Annotated in this window: 16 protein-coding genes; 13 read left to right on the top strand and 3 right to left on the bottom strand. The window is 54.0% G+C overall.

Features of this window, described 5'->3' with window-relative positions; translation table 11 throughout:
* The first annotated feature begins 114 nt into the window (after window positions 1-114).
* From lepB to recO, 5 genes are all read left to right on the top strand, one after another.
* The gene (lepB, locus tag IMCC12053_RS07405; protein ID WP_062217436.1) at window positions 115-891 is read left to right on the top strand and encodes a signal peptidase I; all 777 of its coding nucleotides are present in this window, start codon (window positions 115-117) and stop codon (window positions 889-891) included.
* Window positions 888-1,577, top strand: a complete 690-nt coding sequence (gene rnc, locus IMCC12053_RS07400; protein WP_062217433.1) for a ribonuclease III — start codon at window positions 888-890, stop codon at window positions 1,575-1,577. The genes lepB and rnc overlap by 4 nt, the downstream gene beginning before the upstream one ends.
* Window positions 1,570-2,493, top strand: coding sequence for a GTPase Era (gene era, locus IMCC12053_RS07395; RefSeq protein WP_062217430.1), 924 nt, complete (start codon window positions 1,570-1,572; stop codon window positions 2,491-2,493). The genes rnc and era overlap by 8 nt, the downstream gene beginning before the upstream one ends.
* A gap of 3 nt (window positions 2,494-2,496) precedes the next feature.
* Window positions 2,497-2,829, top strand: coding sequence for a DUF1491 family protein (locus IMCC12053_RS07390; protein WP_062217426.1), 333 nt, complete (start codon window positions 2,497-2,499; stop codon window positions 2,827-2,829).
* 66 nt (window positions 2,830-2,895) lie between these two features.
* On the top strand, window positions 2,896-3,639 hold the full coding sequence (gene recO, locus IMCC12053_RS07385; RefSeq protein WP_062217423.1) for a DNA repair protein RecO: 744 nt from the start codon (window positions 2,896-2,898) through the stop codon (window positions 3,637-3,639).
* A gap of 19 nt (window positions 3,640-3,658) precedes the next feature.
* Here the strand turns inward: recO and IMCC12053_RS07380 are convergent, their stop codons facing one another.
* Window positions 3,659-5,332 (bottom strand): acyl-CoA dehydrogenase family protein, encoded by a 1,674-nt coding sequence (locus IMCC12053_RS07380; protein WP_062217420.1) that lies wholly within the window; start codon window positions 5,330-5,332, stop codon window positions 3,659-3,661.
* A 145-nt stretch (window positions 5,333-5,477) separates the two neighbouring features.
* On the opposite strand from IMCC12053_RS07380, the gene IMCC12053_RS07375 reads away from it, so the two are divergent.
* A complete protein-coding gene (locus IMCC12053_RS07375; RefSeq protein ID WP_062217417.1) occupies window positions 5,478-6,254 on the top strand; it encodes a sulfite exporter TauE/SafE family protein in 777 nt (258 codons plus the stop codon).
* Window positions 6,255-6,329: 75 nt separating this feature from the next.
* Here IMCC12053_RS07375 and IMCC12053_RS07370 read toward each other — a convergent pair whose 3' ends face one another.
* Window positions 6,330-7,928: a phosphoenolpyruvate carboxykinase gene (locus IMCC12053_RS07370; protein WP_062217414.1), complete on the bottom strand. Its 1,599-nt coding sequence runs from the start codon at window positions 7,926-7,928 to the stop codon at window positions 6,330-6,332.
* 389 nt (window positions 7,929-8,317) lie between these two features.
* Between IMCC12053_RS07370 and IMCC12053_RS07365 the strand changes: the two genes are divergently transcribed.
* The 7 genes from IMCC12053_RS07365 to IMCC12053_RS07335 are packed head-to-tail and all read left to right on the top strand — an operon-like array spanning window position 8,318 to window position 13,730.
* Window positions 8,318-9,019, top strand: coding sequence for a response regulator transcription factor (locus IMCC12053_RS07365; RefSeq protein WP_062217411.1), 702 nt, complete (start codon window positions 8,318-8,320; stop codon window positions 9,017-9,019).
* 9 nt (window positions 9,020-9,028) lie between these two features.
* Complete coding sequence (locus IMCC12053_RS07360; RefSeq protein WP_062217408.1) at window positions 9,029-10,750, top strand: sensor histidine kinase; 1,722 nt, start codon at window positions 9,029-9,031, stop codon at window positions 10,748-10,750.
* Entirely contained in the window at window positions 10,747-11,208 is a 462-nt protein-coding gene (locus IMCC12053_RS07355) for an HPr kinase/phosphorylase (protein WP_062217404.1), read from the top strand. Before IMCC12053_RS07360 ends, IMCC12053_RS07355 begins: the two co-directional genes overlap by 4 nt.
* Window positions 11,209-11,234: 26 nt before the next feature.
* Window positions 11,235-12,134, top strand: a complete 900-nt coding sequence (gene rapZ / locus IMCC12053_RS07350) for an RNase adapter RapZ (RefSeq protein ID WP_143089980.1) — start codon at window positions 11,235-11,237, stop codon at window positions 12,132-12,134.
* Window positions 12,131-12,523 (top strand): PTS sugar transporter subunit IIA, encoded by a 393-nt coding sequence (locus IMCC12053_RS07345; RefSeq protein WP_062217401.1) that lies wholly within the window; start codon window positions 12,131-12,133, stop codon window positions 12,521-12,523. Before rapZ ends, IMCC12053_RS07345 begins: the two co-directional genes overlap by 4 nt.
* Window positions 12,524-12,546: 23 nt before the next feature.
* Window positions 12,547-12,822 (top strand): HPr family phosphocarrier protein, encoded by a 276-nt coding sequence (locus tag IMCC12053_RS07340; protein WP_062217398.1) that lies wholly within the window; start codon window positions 12,547-12,549, stop codon window positions 12,820-12,822.
* 26 nt (window positions 12,823-12,848) lie between these two features.
* Window positions 12,849-13,730 (top strand): lysophospholipid acyltransferase family protein, encoded by an 882-nt coding sequence (locus IMCC12053_RS07335; protein WP_062217395.1) that lies wholly within the window; start codon window positions 12,849-12,851, stop codon window positions 13,728-13,730.
* A gap of 3 nt (window positions 13,731-13,733) precedes the next feature.
* Here IMCC12053_RS07335 and IMCC12053_RS07330 read toward each other — a convergent pair whose 3' ends face one another.
* On the bottom strand, window positions 13,734-14,609 hold the full coding sequence (locus IMCC12053_RS07330; protein ID WP_062217392.1) for a 3-hydroxybutyryl-CoA dehydrogenase: 876 nt from the start codon (window positions 14,607-14,609) through the stop codon (window positions 13,734-13,736).
* Between the last annotated feature and the right edge of the window lie 110 nt (window positions 14,610-14,719).

Here is a 14,719-nt window from a genome sequence, read left to right as displayed (position 1 = left end):
CCAAGTGCGCGGTGTGGCACGGCTTCACCTTGACTCCATGCCCCGCGCCAATCATTGAGCGACCTAACGCGCGTATCGGCGCGCCCTTATTTGACAGAACGGACCTGAGCACAGATGAGCAGCTTTAAAGACAGTGCGACAGAAACCGTAAAAACGGTTGTCTACGCCCTATTGATTGCAGGAATTTTTCGGTCCTTCTTTTTTCAGCCGTTCTTTATCCCATCCTCATCGATGAAAGACACCTTACTGATTGGCGACTTTTTGTTCGTCAACAAGATGAGCTATGGCTATTCTAAATACTCGTGCCCGTTCTCGTTCATGTGCCCCGTATCGGGCCGCATTCTGGACAAGGCACCCGAGCGTGGCGATGTTGTCGTGTTCGAGCACCCGACCCAACACCGCGCCTTTGTGAAACGTCTCGTTGGCCTGCCGGGTGATAAGATCCAGATGAAAGACAGCGTGCTGTTTATCAATGGTGAAGAGGCCAAACAAACGCCCGATGGCGTCTTTGTCGAGACCTATGAGGGGCAGGGGTCGGCAGGCAATACGCCGCGTTGCTCCAACCCTGCGCCGGGTTTGGGTGGCCAGTGCATTAAAGAGAAGTTCATTGAAACTCTCCCTGGAGGGACGTCGCACTCGATCTTAAATATCGGTGAGTCTCGCGTGGATAATACCGCCGTGTTTACCGTCCCAGCTGGTCAATATTTCTTCCTTGGTGACAACCGCGACAACTCCGCCGATAGCCGCGTGGCACAGCCGGTCGGTGTCGGTTTTGTCCCCGAGGAGTTTCTGCTCGGTCGAGTGGATCGCGTCATGTTCTCCGCCGCCGGTAAATCCCTCCTGTTCTTTTGGACGTGGCGACTTGATCGTTTTTACGAGAAAATCAATTGAAAATTTCAGCGGATCTCAAAGCGTTTCAGGCGCGTCTCGGGCATGAGTTCAAAAATGCCGAGCTTTTGACGCGCGCCACAACGCATAGCTCGTTGTCATCGGCAACGCGCCCCGACAATCAGCGCTTAGAGTTTTTGGGCGATAGGGTTCTGGGGCTGACGATGTCCGAGGCGTTGTTCCAAGCAGACAAATCCGCAGCCGAGGGGCAGCTTGCGCCACGCTTCAACGCGCTTGTACGCAAAGAGACCTGTGCGGATGTTGCGCGTCAAATCAACCTTGGGGATGTTCTCAAACTTGGGCGCTCCGAGATGTTGTCGGGAGGGCGCCGCAAAGAGGCGCTGTTGGCCGATGCCATGGAGGCGATCATTGCCGCCGTCTATCTCGATGCAGGGTTTGAAACCGCACGCGATATGGTTCTACGCCTTTGGGGGGAGCGGATCGAGGGTGTGGAGGATGACGCCCGTGACCCGAAATCTGCACTTCAAGAATGGGCACAGGCCCGCAAACAAAACCCGCCGCGTTACGAGACAGTTGAACGCACGGGCCCAGATCACGCACCCGTTTTCACTATTAAAGTAGTGCTGGAAAGCGGCGAGAGCGAACAGGCAAAAGCTGCCTCTAAACGCAACGCAGAACAATCCGCCGCAAAGGCGCTTTTGAATAAACTGGAGGCCGAAAATGGCTGACGCAAACGACCAATCCCGTGCTGGCTTTGTGGCTCTCATTGGTGAGCCGAACGCAGGGAAATCGACATTGCTCAACCGTATGGTTGGCGCCAAGGTTTCAATCGTTACGCACAAGGTTCAAACAACCCGCGCGCGTATTCGCGGTGTCGCGATTGAGGGCGATAGCCAAATCGTTTTTGTCGACACGCCGGGTATTTTTAAGCCCAAGCGGCGGCTTGATCGCGCGATGGTTACGGCCGCATGGGGAGGTGCCGCTGATGCGGATATCACCGTGTTAATGGTAGAGGCGCACCGCGGCTTGTCCGAAGGCGTCGAGGGCATTCTCGCCGCGTTGGCCGAAAACCCTGTGCGCGGCAAAATCGCTCTGGCCATCAACAAGATTGATATGGTCGACGTTGAAAAGTTGCTCGCCATGACACAAAAGCTCAATGAGCGGTTTGATTTTGTGGAGACATTTATGATCTCCGCAGAAAAAGGGCGCGGGGTTGATGATCTTCGCAAGTGGCTTGCAAAAGAGATTCCCATGGGGCCGTGGCTTTATCCCGAGGATCAAATCGCCGACTTGCCATTGCGCATGATCGCGGCGGAAATGACCCGCGAAAAGCTAACGCTGAACCTGCACCAAGAGTTGCCGTATCAGCTCACGGTCGAGACGGAAAAGTGGGAAGAGCGTGCTGACGGGTCCGCGCGTGTGGATCAGATTGTCTATGTGGCGCGCGATGGTCACAAAGGCATTATTTTGGGTAAGCGCGGAGAGACAATCAAACGGATTTCGCGCCAGTCGCGTGAGGAATTGTCTGAGTTTCTTGGCCGCAAAATCCACCTGTTCTTACAGGTCAAAGTGCGTCCAAACTGGCTTGAAGAAGCTGAGCGCTACGGCGAAATGGGACTCGACTTCAAAGACGGAAACGCGTGATCTGTGGCACGTCTGACGGCTGATTTTTGGGTGTCGGCGTATCTGTCGCGCCTGCGTCTCGCTGATATCCCCGCGTTCGTGGTCAAAAAAGGCGATGCCACCGCGGGCGCGATTTTGATCAAACTCAATACACTGGACGGACAAGCAACGGCGTTTCAACGCGAGTTCAACCTTATGGAAGACCGCCGCGAATGGCAGGTTCTGACACAGGGTGATGAGCGTGATGTGGATGCGACTTTGACCAAACAAAGAAGCTTTGATGCGGATGTGTGGATCATCGAGGTAGAGGACCGCCACGGGCGCACACTTTTGGACGAGGTTGGTCTGTCAGACTAAAGACCTGCCCCACGTCACGCATAAACACCGCTTGCAAGAGCCACGCGTCCCACGGAATATGCGCGCATGGAATGGCAGGATCATGGCACAGTATTAGCGGTCCGTAAGTACGGCGAAACGTCTGTCGTCGTCGAGGTATTTACCGAAGGCCATGGCCGTCATGCCGCTGTCGTGCGTGGAGGGGTGTCACGCAAAATGACGCCGCACTTGCAACCGGGTGGTCATATATCGGTGACATGGAAAGCGCGACTTGAGGACCATTTGGGGAGCTTTGTGGTGGAGCCAATCCGCTCTCGCGCCGCGGATGTCATGAATGACGCTTTGGCGTTAGAGGGGCTCAACACGCTCGCCGCGTTGCTCACTTCGACGCTGCCCGAACGCGAACCGCATGCATATCTGTACGCCGAAACCATGGGGTTATTCGACCGGCTTGGAACCGATCCCAATTGGCCCTTGGCCTACCTGCATTGGGAGGTGTCCTTGCTTGAGGAGTTGGGATTCGGCCTTGATTTGTCTGCGTGCGCGGTGACGGGTAGTCCCGATGACCTCGCCTATGTCTCGCCAAAATCGGGCAGGGCCGTCAGCCGTCAGGGCGCAGGTGAATGGGCGGATCGACTGTTGCCGTTGCCGCAATCATTGCTTGGCCAGTCTTCTTTGGACTATGCCGAAATCATTGCAGGCATGACCACCACCGGACACTTTATAGCGAAAATTCTTGCCGAGCTGTCAGACAAGCCGTTGCCGCAGGCCCGTGCACGGTTGTTGGACCGGCTTGCAAAAAAGGCGGCACAAGCAGCGCCGCCTTTTTAGACAGTTTAGGTGGGTAGAGTTAGGCGAGAAGGCGGCGCGCGATAACCTGCGCCTGAATTTCACCGGCTCCCTCAAAGATGTTGAGAATCCGCGCATCGCATAGAATGCGGCTGATTTGATACTCAAGGGCAAAGCCGTTGCCGCCATGAATTTGCAACGCATTGTCGGCGGCGGCCCATGCCACACGCGCTCCCAACAGTTTTGCCATTCCGGCCTCCACGTCACAGCGATGCCCGTTGTCCTTTTCCCACGCGGAGAAATAGGTGAGTTGGCGCGCGACCATAATTTCGACGGCCATCATCGCGAGTTTTCCTGACACACGGGGGAATTCGATAATTGATTTGCCGAATTGTTTGCGGTCCTCGGCGTATTGCATGCCGACCTCTAGGGCGTTTTGGGCGACCCCAATGGCGCGGGCGGCGGTTTGAATGCGCGCGGACTCGAATGTCTCCATCAGCTGTTTGAAGCCCTTGCCCTCTTCGCCACCAAGAAGGTTCGCCGCATCCACTTTGAATCCGTCAAAAGCAAGTTCGTATTCTTTCATGCCGCGGTAGCCGAGTACTTCGATTTCTCCGCCCGTCATACCATCGGTTGGAAACGGGTTCGCGTCATCGCCAGCGGTCTTTTCCGCCAAGAACATTGATAGGCCTTTGTAGTCTGATGTTGCAGAGTCTGTTCGTGCCAAGAGGGTCATCAGATTGGTGCGCGCGGCGTGCGTGATCCATGTTTTATTGCCTGTCACCGTATAGGTCTCGCCGTCTTTCACGGCGCGTGTGCGCAAACCGCCGAGGTCCGATCCAGTGTTTGGTTCGGTGAAGACGGCGGTAGGTAGCGTTTGCGCGCTTGCGAGTTTAGGGAGCCAGTTTTCCTTTTGGGCCTGTGTCCCGCCGGACAAGATAAGTTCGGCGGCAATTTCGCTACGCGTGCCCAATGAGCCAACGCCGATGTATCCGCGCGACAATTCTTCTGAGACGACGACCATCGCCGCCTTTGGGAAGCCGAAGCCTCCGAACTCTTCGGGGATCGTCAGTCCGAATACGCCCATTTCGGCCAATTCATCGATGACGGACATTGGGATCAATTCATCTTTGAGGTGCCACTCATGCGCGAACGGGACCACCTTTTCGTCGGCATAGCGGCGGAACTGATCGCGGACCATTTCGAGCTCGTCATCCAGACCAGAGGCGCCAAATGTCGCGTGGCCGTGATTGTCGCGCATCAGTTCAACAAGGCGCGTTCTGGCCTGTACGGTGTTGCCCGACAACATGAGCTTCGTCACGCTTTGTTCAGAGGGTTGCACGAGACCGAGGCCCAGATCGGACAGACGCACGATCTCTCCTTGGTTCATCGGAATGCCGCCATATATCTGACTGAGGTATTCACCAAATGAGATCTGCAAAATGAGTTGTTCCATTTCGCCAAACTTGCCTTCATCACAAAGTGACGTGGCCCATTTTTGCATCTGACGCAGTGCTTCGACATATGTCGCCAGCCACGCAAGGCCGTGAGCCGCTGTCTGGTTGGCGTCGATTTTCGCGCCTGAAATCCGGTCCCCGTCTAAGAACTCGACACGCAAAGCGGCTTTGGCGCGCTCTTGAAGGTCTTGCGCCGCAGGAATGGCCGCGGCCGTCAGCGTCAAAAGCTCGGGTAAGAGTGCGGGCGTCATTTGGGTGTCGTGATTGTCTAGGGCCATAGGAATCTCTCCAGCAAAGGTAGTGTAGACCTAGGCTTTTTGCAGTTGCAGCGCAATAATATTTTACAAATAGGCATAATTTCATTGCGAAAGCGTCGCGACGGAATTTTGGTGACCCCTGTGATTTTGATGATAAAACCGCACTATGATGATTGAAGCACTCACCGAATTACTGACCATCCCGCAACTCGTGTTCGCTTTCGCGATCACAGTGTTGGCGGGGTTTGTAAAAGGCGCTACAGGCTTTGCATTGCCTATGATTATGGTTTCTGGCTTGGCTTCGGTTCTGCCGCCCGAGACGGCGATTGCGGCGATGATTGTACCAACTGTTCTGTCCAATGTGTGGCAATCGTTGCGGGGCGGTGGGATCAAAGCGGCGGTAGATGTGGCCGGCGCGTTCAAACTCTATATCGCGACATTGCTCGTTTTCATCGTTATCGCCGCACAGCTTGTCGCTGCGTTGCCGCAAAACGTAGTCTTGCTTATTTTAGGTGTCCCAATTGTCGCTCTTGCATTGTTCTTGCTCAAAGGACGGGTGATGTATGTTGATCCGAGCAAGCGCGGACGGATGGACGTTTTGGTTGGAGCCGCCTCGGGATTTTTAGGTGGGCTTGCGGGGATTTGGGGGCCACTTACAGTGACCTATCTGACCGCGATTGACACACCCAAGAAAGAGCAGATCAGAATTACCGGCGTAATTTTCGGGGCGGGTGCTATCACGCTTGGCCTTGCGCATCTTCGCTCAGGCGTTTTGAGCGCGCAAACACTGCCACTGTCATTATTAATGATCGTTCCTGTGATGATTGGTCAATCCATCGGCAACAAGGTTCAGGATCGGCTGGACCAAAAGAAATTTAGGCGGATGACTTTGTTCGTACTCATTATTGCGGGACTAAATCTGATCCGTCGTGCGGTCATGTAGGCGCCAGCAGGCATGTAGTAGACATGAAAAAGGCGCGCCGAGTGGCGCGCCTTTTCATATTCGTATGGTAACCCTCTATCCGATCGCTGCGGATTTCACATCGTCGTCGATGTAATCGAGGTATTGGATAAAGTTTTCCGAGAACATTGAGACCAGCTTTTCAGCTTGGGCGTCATAGCCCTCTTTGTCGGCCCAAGTGCGGCGCGGGTCGAGTAGGATGTCGGCCACTCCGGGAACAGACACGGGGACTTCGAAGCCAAAGTTCTCGTCTTTGCGGAATTCAACTCCGGATAGTGAGCCATCAAGGGCAGAGTGAAGCAAGTTACGTGTGGCCTTGATCGGCATACGAGAGCCAATGCCATATGCGCCGCCGGTCCAACCCGTGTTTACCAGCCAGCAGGTGGCACCGTGTTTGGCAATTTTGTCGCGTAGCAGATTTCCATAGGCCTCAGGTCGGCGCGGCATGAACGGCGCGCCGAAACAGGTTGAGAACGTGGGAACAGGTTCCGTAATCCCTTTTTCTGTGCCCGCGACTTTGGACGTAAAGCCGGAGAGGAAATGATACATGGCTTGCGCAGGTGATAGGCGCGCAATCGGGGGCAGCACACCGAATGCATCACATGTTAGCATGATGATGTTTTTAGGGTGGCCGCCGAGCGCGGTCTCTGACGCATTTGAGATATAGTGCAGCGGGTATGCGCAGCGCATGTTCGCGGTCAGACTGGAATCCTCAAAGTCGAGATCCTTGGTATGTTCATCAAAAACCATGTTCTCGATGACGGTGCCGAATTTGGTTGTTGTCGCATAGATTTCGGGCTCTGCTTCAGCGGACAGATCGATTGTCTTGGCGTAGCAACCGCCCTCAAAGTTAAAGGTGCCGCGCTCGGACCACCCGTGTTCGTCATCACCGATCAATACGCGGTCAGGGTCAGCGGACAGTGTGGTTTTGCCCGTGCCAGACAGGCCAAAGAAGATCGCGGTGTCTACGGGATTGCCGGGGGCGTGGTTGGCGGAGCAGTGCATCGCCATGACGCCCTTACCCGGTAAAATGTAGTTGAGAAGCGTAAACACGCCTTTCTTGTTTTCGCCGGCGTAAGAGGTGCCGCCAACAAGAATGAGTTTGCGATCAAAATTGAGCGCGATCACGGTGCCGGAGCGACACCCGTGTTTTGCGGGGTCTGCCTTAAAGCTTGGGCAATTGATGACGGTATAATCCGCCTCAAAGTGATCTACCTCTGTTAACGCGGGACGGCGCAACATCGTGCGGTTGAACAGGGCATGCCATGCCAGTTCGGTCACCATACGCACGTCAAGACGGTGAGCCGCATCGGCGCCGCCGTAAAGGTCTTCGACGAAATAATCGCCACCCTTCATGTGCTCAACCATGTCCGCATAGAGGACATCGAACTTGTCCGCTTCCATCGGTTGGTTGTTTTCCCACCAGATTGTGTCTTCGACGCTGGGTGTGCGGACAACATATTTGTCATTGGGAGAGCGTCCCGTATGCTCGCCTGTGGTGACATAGAGTGAGCCACCTTTACCAAGCGTCCCTTCGCCGCGTTTGAGTGCCTCTTCGATGAGGGCTGGCTCAAGAAGGTTGTAATACACATTGCCGAGATCAGAGATCCCTTGGGTGTCCAATGTAAAATCTGGGTTCACGCGTCCGGTTGCCATAGTTCCAAGCTCCCCGCCCCGCCAATGTGGGCGTCCTGATGTCTAAAATAATAACGCGAAGGGCCATTCGCGGTCTATCGTGGCCGAGAGACATGAAGGCTATAGCACGCGAAAATCGTCCGTAAACAGGAGCCAAGTCAAAGTTAGCGCAACCATAATGGGGTTAGCGCAATCACGGTGCAGATTTGCCGCGTGGCCCAAGGAAATGAGCGCGTTTGAGATAATAAGTGAGGCAAATTAGTCAAACATTGAATTTTTTAGCATTTCAATGAGTCCATCTACGCAGTGATTCGCGGTTTCACTTGATTTGAATAGGTGTCTGGATGAATATGCCTGACAAAACGAATGAGCAAAAAACGAAACTATTGAGCAGTTGAAGGAAACCGAACATGTCTCGGATCGCCTTGGTCGATGACGACCGGAATATCCTCACGTCCGTCTCTATGACACTCGAAGCCGAAGGGTTCGAGGTCGAAACATATAATGATGGTCAATCAGCCCTAGATGCTTTTAACAAAAAGCTTCCCGATATGGCGGTGTTTGACATCAAGATGCCGCGTATGGACGGGATGGATTTGCTGCAGCGCGTGCGGCAAAAAACAAATATGCCTGTGATTTTTCTAACATCAAAGGATGATGAGATCGACGAGGTGCTTGGTCTGCGCATGGGAGCCGACGACTATGTGAAAAAGCCGTTTTCACAGCGCCTGTTGGTCGAGCGGATTCGTGCACTCTTGCGGCGTCAAGAGGCCCTTGACGGTGTTGAGGTTGCGGAAACCGAAGAAACCAAATTGATGGAGCGTGGCGAGTTGGTCATGGATCCATTGCGGCATGCCGTGCGGTGGAAGGGGAAGGATGTTACACTTACAGTGACGGAATTCCTTTTGCTGCAAGCGTTGGCGCAGCGGCCCGGTTTTGTGAAGTCCCGCGATCAGCTGATGGATGTGGCCTACGACGATCAGGTTTACGTAGACGATCGTACAATCGATAGTCACATCAAACGCCTACGCAAAAAAATGCGCACGGTAGATTCCGATTTTTCCGCAATCGAGACGCTTTACGGCATCGGTTATCGCTACAACGAGGAATAAGGGGCGAGCATGTCACTGTCCTCCCGAGTTGATGGATCACGCAAACGCGCCAAGGATACGGATGTTGTCCTTGGCGATGATTGGATTGCGCCAAAAATTTCCGACATCGATTTGCGCGAAAAGCGTGCTCGACGCAAATTCATTGCTGTAAATCGGTCGCCCTTGGCGCAAAAGATTATCACCTTTAACCTCGTTGCGATCATTTTGATGGTGGCGGGCATCCTCTATCTGAACCCGTTTCGCGATAGTCTCGTGACACAGCGCGAAATCGCGATGGTGACAGAGGCGGCGCTTATCGCCGACATGCTTGAAGCAACCGCCAACGGTACACCGGAGATTACCGCGCAAGATGAAGCCGTCATGGCGGTTCTCGAAATCCCGTTGCGCGAGAATGTGTTTTTGTACGATGCGCAGGGTGAATTGGTGGCCTCGACCTTGGGTAAGCCGCGCCTTAGCCCATCGGGTCTCGCGGGATATACCAATGGTGGCCGTCCGACCGTCATCTCCGATTTTTTGAACAAGGTGTGGACTGCGATGACGTTTTCGTCGGCAGGGGGGGCGCACGAGGGCAACCTCGCACATGATGATGCGGCCAATGTTGCCCCCTTGATTGATGGAGCTCTTGCCAATCAGATCGGCGTCGACACAGGGCTTTCCAACACTGGTTCGACGGTTTTTGCCGTTGCGGCCCCGATTACGCTACAAGGCGAAAACGGAATTGAAACCGTGGGCGTTGTGGGGTTGGTCTCCGCTGAGGGCGAAATTGACGAGCTTGTTCGTGTCGAGCGTGAGCAGATTTTACAGGTGTTTATCATCGCTATTCTCGTGTCGATCGGATTGAGCCTCGTACTTGCCTCAACAATCGCAAACCCCCTTGCGGATCTTGCCGCAGCGGCCGAAGTTGGTCGGGACAAAAATAGTCGTAAGGTATCGCCAGGACGCGTGCGCATTCCTGATCTGTCAGGGCGGCCCGACGAAATTGGCCGTCTGTCCAGTGCTTTACGCGGAATGGTCTCTGCACTCTATGACCGGATTGACGCAAACGAACAATTCGCCGCAGACGTGGCGCACGAAATCAAAAACCCATTAGCGTCACTTCGCTCCGCTGTTGGGTCGCTGCGGATGGTCAAAAAAGAAGAGCATCGCATCAAATTGCTTGATGTGATTGAACATGATGTGCGCCGCCTTGATCGCCTTGTCTCCGATATCTCTAATGCATCACGCCTTGATAGTGAGCTGGTCAAGGAAGAAGAGGAAGAATTTAACCTTCTCAAGATGCTGTCCAATTTGACCGAGTTCCTCGGTCAGGATGCGCAAGAGAAAGGTGTCGATTTTATTGCCGACTTGCCGGATGAGCCGATCATTGTTGCCGGTCTTGAGGCGCGCCTTGCTCAAGTTTTCGTAAATTTGATCACCAATGCGGTATCATTTTGCGAAGACGGCGATGCGATACGTGTTTGGGTGCGTAAGCGCGACAGCAGAGTGCTCGTCGTTGTCGAGGACACAGGACCGGGCATCCCAGATCAAGCCTTGTCAAAAATCTTTAAGCGGTTCTATTCAGAACGCCCCGAAGGGCAGTTTGGCAACAACTCGGGCCTTGGTTTGGCGATCTCTAAACAGATCGTCGAGGCACATGGAGGCGTGATCTGGGCGGAAAATATTCGCCCGACTGATGCTGACATCACGTCTGAGCCGCTGGGTGCGCGTTTCGTGGTTGGTCTGCCAGTGTGAGTGGTTTGGGTTTTACGTCCCCAAACTCCGCACCCGCAAAGTTGTGTCACGCCAGTTGTGTGGCACTTACACCGTCCGCGGGGCTACTGATTGTCGGACCATCGGGCAGTGGAAAGTCTACGCTATCTTTGACCCTGATGGCATTGGGTGCCACGCTCGTCTGTGATGATCAAACACTGTTGCGCACCGATGATGACGCAGAGGCGGTGATCGCGACCGCGCCCCCGACCATAAAGGGGCAAATAGAGGCGCGCGGTATCGGGATACTGAGTGCAACACCGTTTGATGCCTGCCGCGTTCGTGCTATCATTGATCTATCAAAAATCGAGGATGAACGCTTGCCTCCGGTGCGAAATGAGCGCGTTATTGGTGTTTCGATTCCCTTGTTTTACAAAGTGGATGGGCCACAGTTTGCTCCCGCTTTGATCCAATGGCTCAAAGGAGGCCGGATCGCGTGACCGAAGACGGTAAGGCAATAAGCATAATGGCGCCGCGCCACCGCGTAGTGTTGGTGACAGGACCATCGGGAGCCGGTCGTTCGACCGCGATTAACGTTCTTGAGGATTTAGGGTACGAGACGATCGACAATTTACCGTTGTCTATCGTGCCAAGGTTACTTGAAGCAGGTGGAACGCGTCGTCCACTCGCGCTCGGGGTCGATGTGCGAAACCGTGACTTCTCAATTGCAGGTATGATTGAGGTGATTGACGGCCTCACGGGCAGTTCGACTTATGAGGTCGAGCTACTTTACCTCGACGCGTCGGTGGATGCACTGGTGCGGCGGTATTCGGAAACGCGTCGCCGTCATCCGTTGGCACCTGCGGAAACTGCCCTTGTCGGTGTCGGCCGAGAGAAAGACCTTTTGCTTCCGATCCGCACCCGCGCGGATATTTTAATCGATACATCCGAATTGACGCCGCACCAATTGCGCGACGAGGTCGAACGGTGGTTCGCCGCCGATGACCGCGCCAATATGGCGATTTCAGTACAGTCCTTTTCCTACAAACGCGGCATGCCGCGTGGTGTCGATATGGTGTTCGACGTAAGATTTCTTGCCAATCCGTATTGGGAAGAAAGTCTGCGTGGCTTGAACGGGCTAGACGAAAAGGTGCGTGCCTATGTCGAGGCCGACCCGCGTTACGCTGCATTTTTCGAAAAAGTGTGTGACCTTACGGAATTGCTTTTGCCAGCATATGAAGAAGAGGGGAAACGCCACCTGTCAATCGCGTTTGGGTGCACCGGCGGGCAACATCGTTCCGTCACTCTTGCGGAAAACTTGTCACAGGCTCTTGCGGAACGTGGCTCTCGAGTGTCAGTTAGGCATCGGGAAATGGAACGGCGCGATTTGACCGCGCCCGAGAAAGAAACGGGGACGTTGGCGTGATCGGAATTGTCATCGTCGCACATGGTGGGCTGGCCCAAGAATATCTTGCCGCCGTCGAGCATGTTGTCGGCAAACAGTCAGGGATTGAGGCCATCGCAATCGCCCCAGACCATGATCGTGTCAGCAAGCAACAAGAAATCTGCTTGGCCGCTGATGCCGTAGATACCGGAAGCGGCGTGGTCGTGGTGACCGATATGTTTGGTGGCAGCCCATCCAATTTATCCTTGCTTGCCTGCCATCATAGTGACCGAAAAATCATTTATGGGGCCAATTTGCCGATGCTGATCAAGCTTGCAAAATCGCGCCATACAACGGTCGATGAAGCCGTGTCAAAAGCGCTCGTTGCAGGGCGCAAGTACATCGACAGTTTCGATGTCGCCGGTCAATAGGGCCGCAAAAGTTAGGATTGAACATGTCGTCAGTTTTTCGCACCCACGAGATTATCAACGTCAAAGGTTTGCACGCGCGCGCGTCTGCCAAGTTTGTTGAAAAGGTTGAGGAATTTGATGCTTCGGCTGAGGTTTGTAAGGATGGAATGTGCACGGGCGGCGATAGCATCATGGGGCTTTTGATGTTGGCAGCTTCCAAGGGAACCACTATTGATGTGACGACGAGTGGTCCGCAAGCCGATGTGCTCGCTGATGCACTTGAAGCATTGATCAAGGACCGATTTGGCGAAGGCATGTGAATGCTCCAACGGGATATGAGGGTAGTATGACCGATCAGAACGCCGTCACAGACGAGGCCGCGTCGCGCGATGCTGATTTTGCACCTTATGATGCGCGCAGATTGTCATATGCCAATACGTTTTCTGATCCGTTCAAGATTGTCATAATCCGCGCCATCGAGTGGGTGACGGGGAAATTGCCGCTGTTGCGCCGTATTCGTCGTTTTGAAAAATTAGGTGCGCCTCATGGTCACGGGTTTTTCACCCAGACCCTCAATGTGATGAATATCGAGGTGAAAACGCCCCCTAATCAGACGGCGAAAATCCCCACGACTGGACCGTTGGTGGTCGTGGCCAACCACCCGCACGGCTTGACAGACGGGCTTGTAATGGCCGAGCTGATTGGTCAGGTCCGCACGGATTACAAAATTCTGACGCGCTCGCTTTTGACAGGTATCCCCGAAATTGATCCGTTTATGTTGCCCGTGCCCTTTCCGCACGAGGAGGACAGTCATCGCAAATCTATCACGATGCGCAACGAGGCAATGGACCAGCTAAAGTCAGGGGGCGTGATCGTTCTTTTTCCCGCCGGCGCAGTGGCCACATCGCAGACCCTGTTTGGGCCGGTGGTTGAGAAAGAGTGGAACCCGTTTACCGCAAAGATGATTTTGAAATCGGGCGCTACGGTTTTGCCAATCTATTTTCCAGGCCGCAACACGCGTCTTTATCAAATCGCGGACAAAATTTCAGCGACGCTTCGGCAAGGGTTATTGCTCCACGAAATCGCGCGCTCGATGAACAAGCCGCAGTCGCCCATTATTGGTGATCCGATTATTGCAGACGAGCTTGGCGATTGGAAAGCCAATCCGCGTGGATTCATGGATTGGTTGCGCGGCCACACGCTCGCCCTTGGTGGGCGAACGGACTAATGTTTAACGGGTCGGGACGGGGACATCGCCTCGGTAATCGTAAAACCCGCGCTGTGTTTTTCGGCCAAGCCAACCGGCCTCAACATACTTTGTCAAAAGCGGGCAGGGGCGATATTTGGTATCCGCCAAGCCATCGTGCAGCACATTCATAATCGCCAGACAGGTGTCTAGCCCGATGAAATCGGCAAGCTCTAGCGGCCCCATCGGGTGGTTCGCCCCAAGCTTCATTGACTCATCGATGGATTTTACGGATCCCACGCCCTCATAGAGCGTATATACGGCCTCGTTGATCATCGGCATCAAGATGCGGTTGACGATAAATGCCGGAAAATCCTCGGCACTTGCGGCTGTTTTACCCAGACGCTCAACAACTTCGAGAAGAAGTTTATACGTTGGCTCGTCGGTCGCTATGCCACGAATGAGTTCGACCAGTTGCATAATCGGGACCGGATTCATGAAGTGGAAACCCATGAATTTCTCGGGTCGATCAGTGCGGGACGCCAGACGCGTGATTGAAATCGACGAGGTGTTCGACGTTAGAATCGTATGGTCTTGCAGGTGAGGAAGAAGCTGCGCAAAGATGGCGTTCTTTACATCCTCGCGCTCTGTTGCGGCCTCAATCACAAGATCGGTTTTGCCCAAATCTTCAAGTGTTTGCGTCGTCTTGATCCGCGCCATAGCTGCGTCTTTTTCTGCGGCAGAAATCTTATCTTTGCTCACTTGTCGATCAAGGTTCTTGGAGATCACAGCCACGGATTTTTCAAGCGCTTCAGCTGAAATGTCATTTAGCAGGACGTCATACCCCGCGAGCGCAAAAACATGAGCGATGCCGTTCCCCATTTGACCGGCGCCGACGATTCCTACGGTTGTAATGCTCATGGTGCCGAACTCCTTGTATGACTTTAGAACCTTACGCTTTGGCATGAACGTGGTGCAAGGGCCGCGAGTGGCAAGCACTCGTGAAAATTTGGTATGAATTGTGGCTTTAG

This window comes from Celeribacter marinus, assembly GCF_001308265.1.
Lineage (GTDB): Bacteria > Pseudomonadota > Alphaproteobacteria > Rhodobacterales > Rhodobacteraceae > Celeribacter > Celeribacter marinus.
Note: the sequence above shows the minus strand (reverse complement) of the source record. Positions and strands in the feature narration are given on the sequence as shown.

Excerpts from the sequence above, each read along its gene's own strand:
- lepB (WP_062217436.1), top strand. The coding sequence starts at position 115 with ATGAGCAGCTTTAAAGACAGTGCGACAGAAACCGTAAAAACGGTTGTC.
- era (WP_062217430.1), top strand. The coding sequence starts at position 1,570 with ATGGCTGACGCAAACGACCAATCCCGTGCTGGCTTTGTGGCTCTCATT.
- recO (WP_062217423.1), top strand. The coding sequence starts at position 2,896 with ATGGAATGGCAGGATCATGGCACAGTATTAGCGGTCCGTAAGTACGGC.
- IMCC12053_RS07380 (WP_062217420.1), bottom strand. The coding sequence starts at position 5,332 with ATGGCCCTAGACAATCACGACACCCAAATGACGCCCGCACTCTTACCC.
- IMCC12053_RS07375 (WP_062217417.1), top strand. The coding sequence starts at position 5,478 with ATGATGATTGAAGCACTCACCGAATTACTGACCATCCCGCAACTCGTG.
- IMCC12053_RS07370 (WP_062217414.1), bottom strand. The coding sequence starts at position 7,928 with ATGGCAACCGGACGCGTGAACCCAGATTTTACATTGGACACCCAAGGG.
- IMCC12053_RS07365 (WP_062217411.1), top strand. The coding sequence starts at position 8,318 with ATGTCTCGGATCGCCTTGGTCGATGACGACCGGAATATCCTCACGTCC.
- IMCC12053_RS07360 (WP_062217408.1), top strand. The coding sequence starts at position 9,029 with ATGTCACTGTCCTCCCGAGTTGATGGATCACGCAAACGCGCCAAGGAT.
- rapZ (WP_143089980.1), top strand. The coding sequence starts at position 11,235 with ATGGCGCCGCGCCACCGCGTAGTGTTGGTGACAGGACCATCGGGAGCC.
- IMCC12053_RS07340 (WP_062217398.1), top strand. The coding sequence starts at position 12,547 with ATGTCGTCAGTTTTTCGCACCCACGAGATTATCAACGTCAAAGGTTTG.
- IMCC12053_RS07335 (WP_062217395.1), top strand. The coding sequence starts at position 12,849 with ATGACCGATCAGAACGCCGTCACAGACGAGGCCGCGTCGCGCGATGCT.
- IMCC12053_RS07330 (WP_062217392.1), bottom strand. The coding sequence starts at position 14,609 with ATGAGCATTACAACCGTAGGAATCGTCGGCGCCGGTCAAATGGGGAAC.